This window comes from Salipiger pentaromativorans, assembly GCF_024721115.1.
GTDB classification, from domain to species: domain Bacteria; phylum Pseudomonadota; class Alphaproteobacteria; order Rhodobacterales; family Rhodobacteraceae; genus Salipiger; species Salipiger pentaromativorans.
Genome location: NZ_JAMDHK010000013.1, coordinates 75,841 through 91,418, shown reverse-complemented (window position 1 = coordinate 91,418; position 15,578 = coordinate 75,841). Strand labels below are relative to the sequence as shown.

Annotated in this window: 11 protein-coding genes; 8 read left to right on the top strand and 3 right to left on the bottom strand. The window is 66.7% G+C overall.

Features of this window, described 5'->3' with window-relative positions:
* Window positions 1-129: 129 nt before the first annotated feature.
* The 4 genes from trkA (at window position 130) to hflX (ending at window position 4,693) form a co-directional block, all read left to right on the top strand.
* The gene (trkA, locus tag M4578_RS17915; protein WP_258094665.1) at window positions 130-1,506 is read left to right on the top strand and encodes a Trk system potassium transporter TrkA; all 1,377 of its coding nucleotides are present in this window, start codon (window positions 130-132) and stop codon (window positions 1,504-1,506) included.
* Between the two features lie 3 nt (window positions 1,507-1,509).
* The gene (locus tag M4578_RS17910; RefSeq protein WP_258094664.1) at window positions 1,510-3,024 is read left to right on the top strand and encodes a TrkH family potassium uptake protein; all 1,515 of its coding nucleotides are present in this window, start codon (window positions 1,510-1,512) and stop codon (window positions 3,022-3,024) included.
* A gap of 158 nt (window positions 3,025-3,182) precedes the next feature.
* Window positions 3,183-3,422, top strand: a complete 240-nt coding sequence (gene hfq, locus M4578_RS17905; RefSeq protein ID WP_007800966.1) for an RNA chaperone Hfq — start codon at window positions 3,183-3,185, stop codon at window positions 3,420-3,422.
* 17 nt (window positions 3,423-3,439) lie between these two features.
* The gene (hflX, locus tag M4578_RS17900; RefSeq protein ID WP_258094732.1) at window positions 3,440-4,693 is read left to right on the top strand and encodes a GTPase HflX; all 1,254 of its coding nucleotides are present in this window, start codon (window positions 3,440-3,442) and stop codon (window positions 4,691-4,693) included.
* A gap of 94 nt (window positions 4,694-4,787) precedes the next feature.
* Here the strand turns inward: hflX and M4578_RS17895 are convergent, their stop codons facing one another.
* Entirely contained in the window at window positions 4,788-5,735 is a 948-nt protein-coding gene (locus tag M4578_RS17895) for a phosphotransferase family protein (RefSeq protein ID WP_258094663.1), read from the bottom strand.
* Window positions 5,732-8,203, bottom strand: coding sequence for a penicillin acylase family protein (locus M4578_RS17890; protein ID WP_258094662.1), 2,472 nt, complete (start codon window positions 8,201-8,203; stop codon window positions 5,732-5,734). Before M4578_RS17890 ends, M4578_RS17895 begins: the two co-directional genes overlap by 4 nt.
* A gap of 118 nt (window positions 8,204-8,321) precedes the next feature.
* Between M4578_RS17890 and M4578_RS17885 the strand changes: the two genes are divergently transcribed.
* The 3 genes from M4578_RS17885 (at window position 8,322) to M4578_RS17875 (ending at window position 14,197) form a co-directional block, all read left to right on the top strand.
* A complete protein-coding gene (locus M4578_RS17885) occupies window positions 8,322-9,194 on the top strand; it encodes an NAD(P)-dependent oxidoreductase (protein ID WP_258094661.1) in 873 nt (290 codons plus the stop codon).
* Between the two features lie 224 nt (window positions 9,195-9,418).
* Entirely contained in the window at window positions 9,419-10,708 is a 1,290-nt protein-coding gene (locus M4578_RS17880; protein WP_258094660.1) for an MFS transporter, read from the top strand.
* Window positions 10,709-11,245: 537 nt separating this feature from the next.
* Window positions 11,246-14,197, top strand: coding sequence for an Rne/Rng family ribonuclease (locus M4578_RS17875; RefSeq protein WP_258094659.1), 2,952 nt, complete (start codon window positions 11,246-11,248; stop codon window positions 14,195-14,197).
* Window positions 14,198-14,310: 113 nt separating this feature from the next.
* On the opposite strand, the gene M4578_RS17870 is transcribed toward M4578_RS17875, so the two are convergent.
* Window positions 14,311-14,535 (bottom strand): sulfurtransferase TusA family protein, encoded by a 225-nt coding sequence (locus M4578_RS17870; protein ID WP_258094658.1) that lies wholly within the window; start codon window positions 14,533-14,535, stop codon window positions 14,311-14,313.
* A 92-nt stretch (window positions 14,536-14,627) separates the two neighbouring features.
* Here M4578_RS17870 and M4578_RS17865 point away from each other — a divergent pair, with 92 nt between their 5' ends.
* Window positions 14,628-15,380 (top strand): cytochrome c biogenesis CcdA family protein, encoded by a 753-nt coding sequence (locus M4578_RS17865; RefSeq protein ID WP_258094657.1) that lies wholly within the window; start codon window positions 14,628-14,630, stop codon window positions 15,378-15,380.
* The last annotated feature ends 198 nt before the right edge of the window (window positions 15,381-15,578 follow it).

Sequence of the window (15,578 nt, the reverse complement as noted above, 5' to 3'; positions counted from 1 at the left end):
CGGCGCATGGCGAAACGGCATCCGGACCGGCGGGCGACCCGCCGCGGCGGGACGGGGACTGCGGGGCGTTGACCGTCCGGCGCCTGCGTGTCATGCCACAAAGACGTTGGGACCAGAGGCGAGGAGCGCATGAAGGTCATCATTTGCGGTGCGGGGCAGGTCGGCTGGCAGATCGCCCGGCATCTCTCGGGCGAGCGCAACGACGTCACCGTCGTCGACAGCAACCCCGATCTGGTGCGCCGCGCCACCGACACGCTCGACGTGCAGGGGATCGCGGGCTTTGCCTCTTATCCGGACGTTCTGGAAAAGGCCGGTGCGCGCGATGCCGACATGATCATCGCCGCCACCTATTCCGACGAGGTCAACATGGTCACCTGTCAGGTGGCCCATTCGATCTTTGCCATCCCCCGCAAGGTCGCGCGGCTGCGCTCGCAAAGCTATCTGACAGCGATCTATTCCGACCTTTACCGCCGCGATCACATGCCCATCGACGTGGTGATCAGCCCCGAACGCGAGGTGGCCGAGGCGGCGCAGCAGCGCCTCTCTGCCCCTGCCGCCTTCGATACGGAACGGTTTCTCGACGGTGGCGCGCAGCTTCTCGGGCTGACCATCGAAGAGGATTGCCCGGTGGTCAACACGCCGCTGCGGCAGCTTTCCGATCTGTTCTCGACCCTGCGCTCGGTGGTGGTGGGCGTGCGCCGCGAGGGCACGCTGTTCGCGCCGGAACCGGGCGATCAGCTTTTCGTCGGCGATTCCTGCTATGTGGTCGTCCACAAGGACGACATCCGCCGCACGCTCGAGATCTTCGGCAAGTCGCAGCGCAAGCAGGAGCGCGTGGTGGTGATCGGCGGCGGCAATGTCGGCCTCGCGGTGGCCAGCGCCCTCGAGGCGCGCACCGAACGCATCCGTGCCAAGGTGATCGAACGCGACCGCAAGCGCGCCGAGCGGGCCGCCGACGCGCTGGAGCGCACCATCGTGCTGCATGGCGACGGGCTGGATTCGGCGCTGCTGGCCGAGGCGGGCATCGACCGTGCCGATGCGGTGCTCTGCGTCACCGACGACGACAAGACGAACATGCTCGCCGCCGTGCGTGCCAAGGCCGAAGGCTGCCCCTTCGCCATCGCGCTGGTCAACGATCCCACGATGATCCCGCTGATGGAGCCGCTGGGCGTCGACGCCTATATCAACCCGCGCGCCACCACCGTCAGCTCGATCCTGCGCCACATCCGCCACGGGCGGGTGCGGTCGGTCTATTCCATCGGCGATGCCGAGGCCGAGGTGATCGAGGCCGAGGTGCTGTCGACCTCCTCGATGGCCGGCAAGTCCATCCGCGAGATCGACTTCCCCGAAGGTGTCCTCGTGGGCGCCGTGCGCAAGGGCGAGGAGGTGGTCAAGATCACCGGCGGGCTGCGGATCGAGGATGGCGACCGCATCGTTCTGTTTGCCATGGCCAGCGACGTGCCGGAGGTCGAACGGCTCCTCCAGGTGTCGATCGACTTTTTCTGACCGATGCGCGCTCTGACCCGCATGCCGTTGATCTTGCTGCTGACGGGGCTCGCCAGCGCGTCGATGATCCTGCCCGCGGCGGTGGCGCTGGCCGAGGAGGAATTCCACGACGCGCGCAGCTTCTTCTATTCGGCGCTGGTGGGGATGGTGGTGACCGCGCTGGTCGCCATTGCCCAGGCGACACGGCCGCATAACCGCTCGGCTTCGCGACAGCTCTTTGCGCTGATGGCGGCCTTCGTGCTGCTGCCGGCGGTGCTGGCGGTGCCGTTTCACGAAGCGGTGCGGACGACCACCTTCCTCAACGCCTTCGTCGAGATGATCTCGAGCCTGACCACCACCGGCGCGACGCTTTTCGCGCCCGACCGGCTGTCCTCGTCCGAGCATCTCTGGCGGGCGCAGGTGGGCTGGATGGGCGGCCTGCTGATGTGGGTCGCGGCGGCGGCGATCCTGGCGCCGCTGACGCTGGGCGGTTTCGAGGTCACCGCGCGCGGCGAACCGGGGCAGAGCGTCGATGCCGGCGCCGCCCGGCGCGACCTGTCGGACCCGGCGCAGCGGCTGTCGGCCTCGGCGCGGCTGCTGGTGCCGATCTATGCGGGGCTGACGCTGGCGCTGTGGATCATGCTGCTGCTGGCCGGCGATCCGCCGCTGGTGGCGCTGAGCCATGCCATGTCCACCATGGCGACCTCGGGGATTTCGCCCATCGGCGGGCCGATGCAGGCGCCGAGCGGGCTCGCCGGCGAGATGATCGTCTTCTGCTTCCTGTTCTTCGCGCTGTCGCGGCTGACCTTTTCGGGCGATACCGGCGGATCGCACCGTCCCGGGCTGGGACAGGACCCCGAGTTCCGCATGGGGATCGTCATTGCCGCCATGGTGCCGGCGGTGCTGTTCCTGCGGCACTGGATCGCCGCGTTCGAGGTGGGGGAGGAACAGAACTGGCTGCTCGGGCTGCGGGCGCTCTGGGGCGGGGTGTTCACCGCGCTCTCCTTTCTCTCCACCACCGGATTCGTCAGCGCCGACTGGGCCGAGGCGCGCGGCTGGTCGGGCCTGCCGACGCCGGGGCTGATCCTCATGGGGCTTGCCATCGTCGGGGGCGGGGTGGCCACCACCGCCGGCGGGGTCAAGCTGCTGCGGATCTATGCGCTCTACCTTGCCGGCAAGCGCGAGCTGGAACGGCTGGTGCACCCGTCCTCGGTCGGGCGCTCGGGGGTGATGGCGCGGCGGATCCGCCGGCAGGGGGCGTTCATCGCCTGGGTCTTCTTCATGCTGTTCGCCATGTCCATCGCGGCCTTCTCGCTGATCTTCGGCCTGTTCGGGATCGATTTCGAGAATGCCATGGTGCTGACCATCGCCGGGCTCACCAATTGCGGCCCGCTGATCTTTGCCGCCGCCGAACAGCCGGTGGATCTGGCGGCGCTGACCGCCGGTGCCAAGCTGACGATCTGTGCCGCGATGGTGCTGGGGCGGCTCGAACTTCTGGCGATCATCGTGCTGCTGACGCCGGACATCTGGCGCGACTGAGCCGCACCTGCCTGCCCGGCAGGCAATGAGCAAAGCCCCGCCCGGCTTTTGGGCAATGCCCGGATTTTTGCACTGGAAGTTCCCGCACGCGCGATACATACTCGCCCGGAAGAGGGAAGGCCGCCTTGCGGCGGAGGGCAAGAATAAAGGCAAAATCAATGGCTTCGGACAGACAAAACCTTCAGGACGCATTTCTCAACCATGTCCGCAAAACCAAGGTTCCGGTCACGGTATTCCTGATCAATGGCGTCAAATTGCAGGGCGTCATCACCTGGTTCGACAATTTCTGCGTGCTTCTGCGCCGCGACGGGCAGTCGCAGCTTGTCTACAAGCATGCGATTTCGACGATCATGCCGTCGCAGCCGATCAACCTGTATGACGGCGACGGCAACGATTGAAGGAACACGCCGCGCATGTGACCCGCGCCTGGGTCCTGCATCCCGACATCCGCTCTGACCGCGACCGCCGCGATGCGGAGATGGCGCTTGAAGAGGCCGTGGCCCTGGCCGCCGCGCTCCCCGATCTCGAGGTCGTGGGCAGCGCGGTCGTGCCGCTGCGCGATCCGCATCCTGGCACGCTTTTCGGCTCGGGCAAGATCGCCGAGCTGAAGGCGCAGATCGGGGCTGCCGAGGCCGAGCTGGTGCTGGTCGACGGGCCGGTCTCGCCGGTGCAGCAGCGCAATCTGGAGAAGGAGTGGGGCGTCAAGCTGCTCGACCGGACCGGGCTGATCCTCGAGATCTTCTCCGACCGGGCGGCCACCCGCGAAGGCGTGTTGCAGGTCGAGATGGCGGCGCTCTCCTATCAGCGCACCCGGCTGGTGCGGGCTTGGACCCACCTGGAACGCCAGCGCGGGGGGCTGGGCTTTGTCGGGGGGCCCGGCGAAACCCAGATCGAGGCGGACCGCCGCGCCATCGACGAGCAGCTCGTGCGGCTGCGCCGCCAGCTCGATAGGGTGGTCAAGACCCGCGATCTGCACCGCAAGGCGCGCGCCAAGGTGCCCTATCCGATCGTCGCGCTGGTGGGCTATACCAACGCGGGAAAATCGACGCTGTTCAACCGGTTGACCGGTGCCGAGGTGATGGCCAAGGACATGCTTTTCGCGACCCTGGACCCGACCATGCGGGCAGTGCGGCTGCCCACGGGGATCGAGGTGATCCTGTCGGACACGGTGGGGTTCATTTCGGACCTGCCGACCGAGCTGGTTGCGGCCTTCCGCGCCACGCTGGAAGAGGTTCTGGCCGCCGACATCATCGTGCATGTGCGCGACATCTCGCATCCCAACACCGAGGAACAGGCCGGGGATGTGGCGGCGATCCTCGCGGCGCTTGGCGTCGATGAGGCGGTGCCGCAGATCGAGGTCTGGAACAAGACCGACCGGCTGGACCCGGAGGCGCGGGCGGCGGTGCTGGCGCGCGCCGCGCGGGACGAGGAGGTCTTTGCAGTGTCGGCGCTGACCGGCGACGGGCTGGACGGGTTTCTGGCAGCGGTGACCCAGCGGCTGCAGGGCGACACTCTGGACGAGGAACTGCGTCTGGGGTTCGGCGACGGGCGCAAACGGGCCTGGCTGTTCGACAAGGGGCTGGTGCTGGAGGAGCGGCAGGAGGAGGACGGTTTTGTCCTGCTGCTGCGCTGGTCGGCGAAGGACCGCGCCCAGTTCGAAACGCTCTGAGCGGGGCGGGCAAGAATTTTCGAAAATTCTTGCAAATTCCTTTAAAGGAATTTGCGGCGCGGGTGGGGATGCACGGGCAGGGGCCCGGCGCGGGTCAGCGAAACAGCGGGGTCGCGGCCTCGACGATCCGGCGCGCGGCCAGATAGCGCGCGGTCTGGTGCAGCGAGGGCTCGGACGGGGTGGCCGCCCAGACCCCGAGGGCGAAGAGCCGCTGCAGGAACAGCAGCGCCTGCGGATCGGTGCCGGTCGGACCATAGCCGCGCCGCAGCGCCTCTGCCGCCGGGACGGGATCGGCAGCCTTGCCGTGCCGGGCCAGCGCGTCGATCAGCAGCACCACCAGATCGCGCAGGGGCTCGTCCGGCTTGTCGTTCTCGAAATCGAGCCCGACCAGACCGCGCTCCGTGACCATGAGGTTCGACAGGTGCAGATCGCGGTGGGTGACGGCGCGCTGCGCGGGTTTGCCCCGCACCGCGCGGAACATCGCCTCGAGCGTTTCGACCTCGCCGCGGAACTGCGCGATCTGCGGGATCTGCCGCCGTCCGTCCGCGTGCTGCTCCAGCAGCCGGTTCAGCCAGGCGATCTGGCCCTTCGGCCGGAACGGGTGCGCGACGCGGGTGAGCCCGTGAAAGGCCGCGAGCCAGCGCCCGGCCTCTTCCAGCCGTTGCCCGGCTCTGGCCGCATCCAGATGCGGCCAGAGCGCCGCCAGGCTGGGCCCGTCCACATAGGACATGCCCAGAACCAGCGCCGTCTCGTCGAAGAACAGCCAGTCCGCGACCTGTCCGGGCAGCGCCGCGGCCAGCTCGCGCTGCCGCGCGGCCTGCGCGCGGGCCTTCTCGGCCAGATCGCGGGCAAAGACCTTGACCGTGAGTCGCCTATCGGGCGTGGCAGCGCAGAACACCTGCGCGGGCAGCGGTGTCTCGACATTCTTCAGACAGCCCAGACCGAAGCTCTGGCCGGGGTGCCGCGTCTCCAGCGCGGCGCGGGCGCGGGCCCGCGCGGTGGCCTTGTCCAGATGGTCCTCTCCAGGCACAGCGCCGGTCACGGCCTCACCAGACGGGTCACCCCGATCGAGGCGGCCCGGGCCAGATCCTCGTCCAGCGACATCGGGATATATTCCCCGCGCCGCCAGAGCGTGCCCAGATCGTCGTAATGGCGCGACAGGAAATGCCCCGACTGCCCGGTTGAGCTGATGAACACCGAACTGTCGGGATCTGCGAAATCGTAGACGCCGCGATAGGTGGCGCCATGCACGCTGAGGAAGGGCTCGGGATCCTGCCCCGAGGTCCGCCCGCGTTCGAGGGTGAAATCGCCGCCCGAGGTGCTTTGCCGGATGTTCACGAAATAGCGCAGCACCGGGATGTCGCCCAGCACCGTATGTTTGTGCAGCGCCTGATGCGCATCGCCCCAGCGCAGGCTTTCCAGCGCGGTGCCATAGGTCTCGCCGATCCAGACTAGCGCGTCGTCCAGCGCCAGCCGGGCGATGTCGGTGCAGCTTTCCACCGCGACCGAGCGGATCACGTCGCACCAGACGCTGGCGCCGTCGACGTTGCGGTAGACCCGTTCGATGAAGAGCGGCTCCACATGGTCATAGGCATCCGCCAGCGGGCCCAGCTCGTCGCGGATCAGCCGATCCTGCAATGCGCGCAGCCAGGCGGCATAGATCAGCGGTTCGGGCAGATGTTCGTTCATCTCGCCGTTCCAGTTGGCCAGAAGATCCAGCGCGCGCTGGCGCTGACGCTCGGGCGTGCCGGCGGGGGCGGCCTCGCCAGTGTACCACAGATCGCGCCCGATCAGCGGCAAGAGCGTGCGCGCGGCGGGCGAGACGGTGTCGAGCTGTGCCTCGATAAAGCTGTCGCGCGTGTGCACCTGCCGGCCCTGCATGAGCTGGGTCCAGCGCATGATCCGCTGGCTGTCGCCCCAGTCGTAGCTCACATGCAGCGGGAAGGGGCGGTCGATGATCTTGTTGTTGGTGTTGCCGACGATGCCCCCCGCCGGATCCACCCAGACCGGGTTCGAGGCGTCGGGCAGCATGCCCTGCCAGCGGTTCTCGGCGATCCAGCCGGGCGCGGGCAGGCGGCCCTGGCTCTGGTGCCGCGCGTCGCGGCGGGGCATCGCCCCCACCAGCTTCAGCGCGACATGGTCGCGGTCGATCACCGTCAGCATCTGCGAGGGGGCCACATAAAGCGGCGCGGCGGCCAGCGCCTCTTCGACGCTGCCGGCGGTCATCAGCCGCAGCGCCCCGCCGATCGAGGTATCGGCATCGGACAACGCGGTCCAGCTCATCGCCACCACATGGCCGGGCGGGGTGATCGCCTCGAGATCGAAGCGGCTTCGGGGCAGGACCGGGCCGTTCTCGGTCCAGCGCAGCGTGACGGTGACCGGTTGCTCGTCCTTGATCTCGACGATCGAGCGGCGCGTCTCGAAGCGTTTCCAGCCGTCGGGGGTGCGGTATTGCTCGGGGTTTTCGGGGTTCAGCTCTTCGATGAAGAGATCCTGATCGTCGAGATAGGACGAGGTGATCCCCCAGGCGAGGCGCTGCGAGCGGCCCAGCATGATCGCCGGGATGCCGGGGATCGTGCCGCCGATCACCCCGCCGGAGGAGAGCTGCAACCGCGCCAGATACCAGGTGGAGGGCGCGGTAAAGCCCAGATGCGGGTCGTTGGCCAGCAACGTGCCGCCGCCGGCGGAGCGCGCGGGCGCCGCCGCCCAGGCGTTGGAGGCGCCGGCCATGCCGCGCTCGGGCACCAGCGGTAGCAGCGCGGTAGGGCGGGGGCCGGCGGTTTCGGCGTAGCGCGGCAGGGTCTTGCCGGGGAACAGGCTGGCGTAATCGGGCAGGGCGGCAATGCCGCTGCCCGGCGCATCGGGCAGGATGTCGGCCAGCCGGTCCGGATCGGGCAGCAGCAGCGAGGTGCGGGCGCGCAGGATCTCGTCGCGGAACTGGCCCGAGAGCTGCAGCGACATCAGCTTGATCAGCGCGATGGAATCCGCCGGCTGCCAGGGCGCGATGGGGGCGTTGAAGACGAAGAACTCCGGTGCCCCCCGGCCGAGGCTTTCGGCATTGATCTCGGCGATCCGCGCGTTGACCCCGGCGGCATAGGCGCGCAGGGCCGCCATCGTCTCGGCGTCCTGCGCCAGCACCGAGCGCACCGCCAGCGGGTAGAGATCCAGCCGCCGCATCAGGATATCGGTGTCGAGCGTGCGCCGCCCGAACAGCTCGGACAGCCGTCCCTGCACGCTGCGCCGCATCAGCACCATCTGCCACAGCCGGTCCTGGGCATGGGCATAGCCCAGGCCGAAATAGGCATCCGCGTCGGTCTGGGCGAAGATATGCGGCACGGCGGCGTTGTCGCGCACGATCTCGATCTCGGCGTCGGTGCCGGCGACGGCCAGCTCCTTGTCGTAGTCTGGCAGCGAGCGCGAGGCCAGGTAATAGACCAGCGCCACCACGATGACGGTCAGAAAGATCGCCGCCGAGGCGAGCCTGAGAAGCCATCGAAAGAGTGTCGCCATGCAGGAATGCTCCGCGTTGTCCGGTCTTTCGGGGGCTTAGCGTGCCGCCGTCCCCTTGCCAAGGGGCGGGCAAGGGGCGACAAGTCTTCTGACGTCAGCGATAACGGGAGGTTGAACCATGGCGAAATGCGCGTTTCTGGGGCTCGGGGTGATGGGCTATCCGATGGCGGGGCATATGGTTTCCGCCGGTCACGAGGTGACGGTCTACAACCGCACCGCAGCCAAGGCCGAGGCCTGGGTGGCCGAGCATGGCGGCAAGATGGCGCCGACACCGCGTGAAGCCGCCGAAGGCGCGGAATTCATCATGGCCTGTGTCGGCAATGACGACGATCTGCGCAGCGTCTGTCTGGGTGAGGACGGCGCCTTCGCCGGCATGTCCGAGGGCGCGATCTTTGTCGATCACACCACTGTCAGTTCGATGGTGACGGTGGAATTATATGCAGTCGCCAAGGAAAACGGCTTCGGCTTTGTCGATGCGCCGGTCTCGGGCGGGCAGGCGGGGGCCGAGAACGGCCAGCTTGTGGTGATGTGCGGCGGCGATGCGCCCGACTATGACATGGCCGAGCCGGTGATCGGCGCCTATGCCAAGCTCTGCAAGCGCATCGGCGACAGCGGCGCCGGGCAGAAATGCAAGATGGTCAACCAGATCTGCATCGCGGGTCTGGTGCAGGGGCTGTCCGAAGGGCTGGCCTTTGCCGAGAAGGCGGGCATCGACGGGCGCGCGGTGGTCGAGGTGATCGGTGGCGGTGCTGCGGGCTCCTGGCAGATGGTGAACCGCTACGAGACGATGCTGGACGGCAAGTTCGAGCACGGGTTTGCGGTGGATTGGATGCGCAAGGATCTCGCCATCTGCCTCGCGACGGCCGAGGAAACCGGCGCGGCGCTGCCGGTCACCGCGCTGGTCGATCAGTTCTATAAGGACGTGCAGGCCATGGGCGGCGGGCGTTGGGACACGTCGAGCCTGATCAGGCGGCTGAAGGCGTTCGACTGAGCTGACGGGGCCGGGCGTTGGCCCGGCTCTCGCGGGTCACTCAGGAGAGTCCGTAGCGTGGCGTTTCATAAGGGGTGTGCTCCGGCAAGATGCGTAAGGGGCGCAATTCGGGACAAACCTGCCATTCGCTGCGGTCGCGGGATTGACTGAGTCCACGCAGCGCTAAGTCCCCTTCCTGCCGGCAAGCCGTTGCGAACAGGTGTGAAAAGGCAGATGCTTCGGCCATGGCAACGGAAATCGAGTTCTCGTTCAAGGCTCTGACGGACACAGCGCGACGGCACATTCGGGTGTTTCAAATACACCAGTTTCTCGACCGGTTTGCCATGGGGCTGACGGTCGCTGTCGTCGCGCTCGCGCTGGCGGATCGCGGCATGGACCTGTTTCAGATCTCGCTTCTGTTCGGGGTCTATTCCCTTACCGCCATGGCGATGGAACTTCCGTTCGGCGGCCTGGCCGACAGCATTGGTCGCAAGCCGGTTTTTCTTGCAGCGGTCATCGCCAGTCTGATCTCGTTGGCGCTTTTCCTTTCATCGAGCGACTTTCGTGTCCTGGCCCTTTCGTTTGCGTTCATCGGGTTCGGACGTTCCCTTCGCTCAGGCACACTCGATGCATGGTTCGTCGAAACGTTCAAAGCCGCCGCGCCAAATGTGGATGTCCAACCCGCTCTGGCAAAGGCGCAATGGGCCAATGCAATGGGCCTTGCCATTGGCGCCATTTTGGGAGGGCTCCTGCCAGACGCAATTGGCGCAACAGGCTTGGCGTATGGGATCAGCGTCTACGATGTTTCCTACGCGGCAAGTTTCGCCGCGATGGTCGGCGTATTGGTTTACACCATGCTCGCCATCGCCGAAAAGCCGCGCCCGCTCAAACTGACGACCCTAAGACAAGGGTTCGCCAGCGTTCCCTCGGTGATTGCCGAGGCCGGTCTTCTTGCGCTGAAACACCCGACATTATCCACGCTTCTGGCGGCGCTCGCGCTGTTTCTGATGGCGACAAACCCGGTCGAGGTCATCTGGCCGACATACGCAAAGCCCATGTTGGACGACGGCTATGCCAACACCGCGATCGGAGCCTTGACCGCGGGCTACTTTTTCTCAATCGCCTTTGGCGCATCGCTGTCCCCCCATATCAGCCGGGTCTTCCGGCGCCGCCACGCAGTGACGCTTGCGGCAATTTTTGCAGGTCTTGGGGTGGTTCAGGTCGCACTGGCAATGCAGGGGAGCCTTTTGGGATTTATTGTCGTCTTTCTTGCATATTCCATCACGCTCGGAGCAAGCGAGACCCCCGCAAGCAGCATCCTGCATCGCTGTGTTGAAGATCGTCAGAGGTCGACCATGCTGTCGCTGCGATCCCTCATACAACAATTGGGGGCTGCAATTGGGTTGGTCATGGCCGGTGCCGTCGCCGAGATATACTCCACATCCGTTGCGTGGAGTCTTGGCGCGGTCTTTCTGCTGATGGCGATGGCATTGAATTTGGCGCTGGCCAAGCGCCTGGCCGCCGGAGCCGAATAGCTGACATGCGTGCCGTGTGCAGCAGCGGTCGCCTTGGCTTGAACCCAAGGTCCGAGCGCTCGCCATCCGCGGGCGGTTCGACGGCACCCGGCGCCCCCTCTGCCGGGTCGTATGCATGACCCGGCCCCGGCTCCCCGTCGTTCTTTACCGCCCCGTCATATTCCATATTGTCTTTTCCACACCCCGTCCCTTATGCTGGCGGACAGGTCTCTGCACATACGAGACCACCAGAGTTTCGCTGCGCCGGCGCGATCCCACCGAGGACCCGGAGCAGGCCGATCGGGCCGCAAGGCCACCCGAAGACCGCTCGGATCGCCTGACAGGCGACGGGCCGTAAACAGGCGCAGCCGGGCGATGCCCGGACATGCGTCGGAGAAGAAACGCGATGAAGCGTGCGACGCAATGCAGGCACCCGGGTGAAGACAGATTGTCTTCCCGTGCCTGCACGCCGCAACTCGCCCAGACAAGCCACGCCGCAACACCTCTTCGTCCCCCTCCCGGAGGAGCTGGGGCGCTTGCGCCGTGCAGACGGACAACATGGCAAAGAAAATGCTCATCGACGCCACCCACGCGGAGGAAACCCGCGTTGTGGTGGTCGACGGAAACAAGGTCGAGGAATTCGACTTCGAATCGGAGAACAAGCGTCAGCTAGCGGGGAACATCTATCTCGCCAAGGTGACGCGGGTGGAGCCTTCGCTCCAGGCGGCCTTTGTGGATTACGGCGGAAACCGCCACGGCTTCCTCGCCTTCTCGGAAATCCATCCCGATTATTACCAGATCCCCGTCGCCGACCGTCAGGCGCTGATGGAGGAAGAGGCCGCGCTTGCCGCGGAGGCCGAGGAAGAGGACGAGGGCGATAAGGAGAAATCCCGCTCGCGCTCCTCGCGGTCGCGCCGCTCGCGGTCGCGCTCGCGCTCCAAGGCGGAAAAGACCAAGACCGACGACAAGACGGCCACGGCGGAAGTCTCCGAGATCCAGGGGATGGAGACCATCGACCTGGCCGACGAGGAAACCGGCGACGATACTGCCGAGGGTCTCTCGCCGATGGAGCTGGTCGAGGAAACGCCGGTCGAGGAACCCGCCGAGGACAGCGCCGTTCCGGCCGAAGAGGCGGGCAGCGCCGATGAGGCCGCGCCCTCCGAAGAGACCCCGCCCGCCGGGGCTGAGCCCGCAGCGGCGGCAGAGGAGGCCGAGGCTTCGGACGAAACCGAAAGCGAGGACGACTCCTCCGACGAGGATGAGGACGACGACGGCGACGACGATCACGCCGCCCGCGACGACAGCATCGAGTCGGTGGCCGATGACGACACCGAGGAAGACATCCGCCCCAAGCGCAAGCCGCGCCCGCGGAAGTACAAGATTCAGGAAGTCGTCAAGGTGCGCCAGATCATGCTGGTGCAGGTCGTCAAGGAAGAGCGCGGCAACAAGGGCGCGGCGCTCACCACCTACCTGTCGCTGGCGGGCCGCTACTGCGTGCTGATGCCCAACACCGCCCGTGGCGGCGGCATCTCGCGCAAGATCACCAACGCCACCGACCGCTCCAAGCTCAAGCAGATCGCGCAGGAAATCGACGTGCCCAAGGGCGCGGGGCTGATCATCCGCACCGCCGGTGCCAAGCGCACCAAGACCGAGATCAAGCGCGATTACGAATATCTTCAGCGGCTCTGGGAACAGATCCGCGAGCTGACGCTGAAAAGCATTGCGCCTGCGAAGATCTATGAAGAGGGCGACCTGATCAAACGCTCGATCCGCGACCTTTACAACCGCGAGATCGACGAGGTTCTGGTGGAGGGCGAGCGCGGCTACCGCATCGCCAAGGACTTCATGAAAATGATCATGCCGTCCCACGCCAAGAACGTGAAACATTACGTCGAGCAGATGCCGCTCTTCGCCCGCTATCAGGTGGAAAGCTATCTCAGCTCGATGTTCAACCCGACGGTGCAGCTCAAATCCGGCGGCTATATCGTCATCGGTGTCACCGAGGCGCTGGTCGCCATCGACGTGAACTCCGGCCGGGCCACCAAGGAAGGCTCGATCGAGGAGACCGCGCTCAAGACCAACCTGGAAGCCGCCGAGGAGGTGGCCCGCCAGCTCCGTCTGCGCGACCTCGCCGGTCTGATCGTGATCGACTTCATCGACATGGAAGAGCGCAAGAACAACGCCGCCGTCGAGAAGAAGCTGAAGGACAAGCTCAAGACCGACCGCGCCCGCATCCAGGTGGGCCGGATCTCGGGCTTCGGTCTGCTCGAGATGTCGCGCCAGCGCCTGCGCCCCGGCATGATCGAGGCGACGACGCAGCCGTGCCCGGCTTGCCACGGCACCGGCCTTATCCGCTCCGACGACAATATGGCGCTGAACATCCTGCGCCAGATCGAGGAAGAGGGCACCCGCGGCCGTTCGCGCGAGGTGCTGGTGAAATGTCCGGTGGCCATTGCCAACTATCTGATGAACCAGAAGCGCGAGCATGTGGCCCAGATCGAGGCGCGCTACGGTATGTCCGTGCGCATCGAGGGGGATCTGCATCTGGTGAGCCCTGATTTCTCCATGGAGAAATTCAAGACCGCCACCCGCAACGTCCCCGAGGTCGTGGCGCCGGTGGTCTCGGTCGATACCACGCTGATGGATCAGATCGACGAGGATACCGCCGCCGAGGAAGAGGACGAGGAGGAGGCCGTCGCCGAGACGCCCGCGTCCGAGGACGATAGCAAGCCCAAGAAGCGCCGCCGCCGGCGTCGCCGGTCGCGCTCGAAATCCAAGGAGAACGGCGAGGAGGACGAGAACGGGTCCGACGAGGGCGAAGGCGATGCGGGCGCGGGTGCCGACGCAGAGGCGGAGAGCGTTTCGGAGGAACGTGCCGCACCTGCCGAGGTTACCGCGCAGGCCGAGCAGGTTGCTGTCGCCGAAGATACCGTCTCCACCGAGGAGGCTGCGCCCGCCGAGGAAGAGCCGGCCCCGGCCAAACCCAAGCGCACCCGGTCGCGCTCGCGCTCGAAAAAATCCGAGCCGAAGCCGGAAAGCGCCGAGGCTGTCGCCGAGAGCCCGGAGGCCGAGGTCCCTGTGGCGGTCGAGACGCCTGTGGAGGAAGCCGCCGCACCGGACGCGGAGCCTGCGCCTGAGACCGCCGAGGGTGCGGCGGAGCCGGAAACGGTGACCGAGCCCGAAGCTGCCCTGGCCGAGCCCGAAGCGGCGCCGGAAGAGCCGGCCCCGGCGATGGACGAGGCCCCGGCCGAGCCTGCCGCAGAGGAGGCCGTGCCGGTCGCGGAGCCCGAGGAGGCCGTGGCACCCGAGCCCGTTGCGGAGCCGGACCCCGTGCCGGTCGCCGAGGCCGAAGCGCCGGTCGAGGAGCCGCCTGCCGCAGAGCCCGAGGCGGAGGTCGCGCCGGAACCGGCGCCCGAGCCCGAGCCGGTGGCCGAGACGGCGGAGGCTGGCGATGCGCCGGAAGACGACGACAAGCCCAAGCGCCGCGGCTGGTGGTCGATCGGTCGCTGAGCGCCCGCGAAGAATGACGAAAAAAGCCCCGGAGCGTTTCCGGGGCTTTTTTCTTGTAGGGTGGGCAATCTGCCCACCGCCGCCCTCTAGCGTCGCGCCGCGCGACTCCGCGCCTAAAACGCGCCGCGCCGGATCACCCAGATCATGACCGTGCCGTCCTCGTCCTGCGATTCCAGCCCGTGCCCCGCCTCGGCGCAGAAATGCGGCATATCCACCACCGCCACCGGATCGTCGGTGCGCACGCGCAGCAGCGCGCCGGGCGCCAGCGCCAGCAGGTGCTTGCGGGTCTTCAGAACGGGCAGGGGGCAGAGCAGCCCCGTGGCATCGAGCTCTTCCATGCCGTCCGCTTACGCCGCGCGTTACGGCCTGTCCACGGGGATGTGACCCCGCGCCGCGTGACGGGGGCGCGAATATCTTCTATCAGCGGCATATGTTCGGAATCGACCTCATCGACGCCAGCCTTCTGCCGGCCATGTTCGTGGCGCTCGCCGCAGGGATCATCTCGTTCCTGAGCCCCTGCGTGCTGCCCATCGTGCCGCCCTATCTGGCCTTCATGTCCGGCGTCAGCCTGGCCGAGATGGAGGCGGGTGGCCGCGCCCGGCTGCGCGCCTTTCTGGCGGCGCTGTTCTTTGTCATGGGGCTCTCGACGGTCTTCGTGCTGCTGGGCTTCACCGCCTCCTGGCTGGGCATGTTCTTTTTGCAGAACCAGATCCTGCTGGCGCGGATCTCGGGTGTGGTGGTGATCGTCTTCGGGCTGCATTTCCTGCATGTCTTCCGCATCCCCTTCCTCGACCGCGAGGCGCGGATCGACACCGGCGACACCGGCGGCTCGGCCTTCGGGGCCTATCTGCTCGGGCTCGCCTTCGCCTTCGGCTGGACGCCCTGCATCGGTCCGCAGCTTGGCGCGATCCTCTCCATGGCCGCCTCCGAAACCTCGGTGGCGCGCGGCACGCTGCTGCTGGCGACCTATGCGGCAGGGCTGGGGCTGCCCTTTCTGCTGGCAGCGGTGTTCCTGAGCCGCGCCATGGGGGTGATGAACCGGCTCAAGCGCCATATGGCGCTCATCGAGAAGATCATGGGCGGGCTTCTGATCGCCGTGGGGCTCATGCTGCTGACCGGCGCCTTCTCGGCCTTTTCCTTCTGGCTGCTGGAAACCTTCCCGGCGCTGGGGGAACTGGGCTGATCCGGGTTTCATCTTTCCCCAAATACTCAAAAAACCGCTCTGTCTGGCAGGCCTCCGGCGGGCGTATTTTTCAAAGAGAAGAAACACAGGCGCGCGCCTCGTCTTCTTCTCTTTCGAAATACGCGAAAAGACGACAGCGCCCGCGCCCATCCGCGCCACACTCTTGCCCACAAGAGCTGATAAAGACTGGATCGAGGC

Coding starts and splice junctions, on each gene's coding strand:
- trkA (WP_258094665.1), top strand. CDS start 130: ATGAAGGTCATCATTTGCGGTGCGGGGCAGGTCGGCTGGCAGATCGCC.
- M4578_RS17910 (WP_258094664.1), top strand. CDS start 1,510: ATGCGCGCTCTGACCCGCATGCCGTTGATCTTGCTGCTGACGGGGCTC.
- hfq (WP_007800966.1), top strand. CDS start 3,183: ATGGCTTCGGACAGACAAAACCTTCAGGACGCATTTCTCAACCATGTC.
- M4578_RS17890 (WP_258094662.1), bottom strand. CDS start 8,203: ATGGCGACACTCTTTCGATGGCTTCTCAGGCTCGCCTCGGCGGCGATC.
- M4578_RS17885 (WP_258094661.1), top strand. CDS start 8,322: ATGGCGAAATGCGCGTTTCTGGGGCTCGGGGTGATGGGCTATCCGATG.
- M4578_RS17880 (WP_258094660.1), top strand. CDS start 9,419: ATGGCAACGGAAATCGAGTTCTCGTTCAAGGCTCTGACGGACACAGCG.
- M4578_RS17875 (WP_258094659.1), top strand. CDS start 11,246: ATGGCAAAGAAAATGCTCATCGACGCCACCCACGCGGAGGAAACCCGC.
- M4578_RS17870 (WP_258094658.1), bottom strand. CDS start 14,535: ATGGAAGAGCTCGATGCCACGGGGCTGCTCTGCCCCCTGCCCGTTCTG.
- M4578_RS17865 (WP_258094657.1), top strand. CDS start 14,628: ATGTTCGGAATCGACCTCATCGACGCCAGCCTTCTGCCGGCCATGTTC.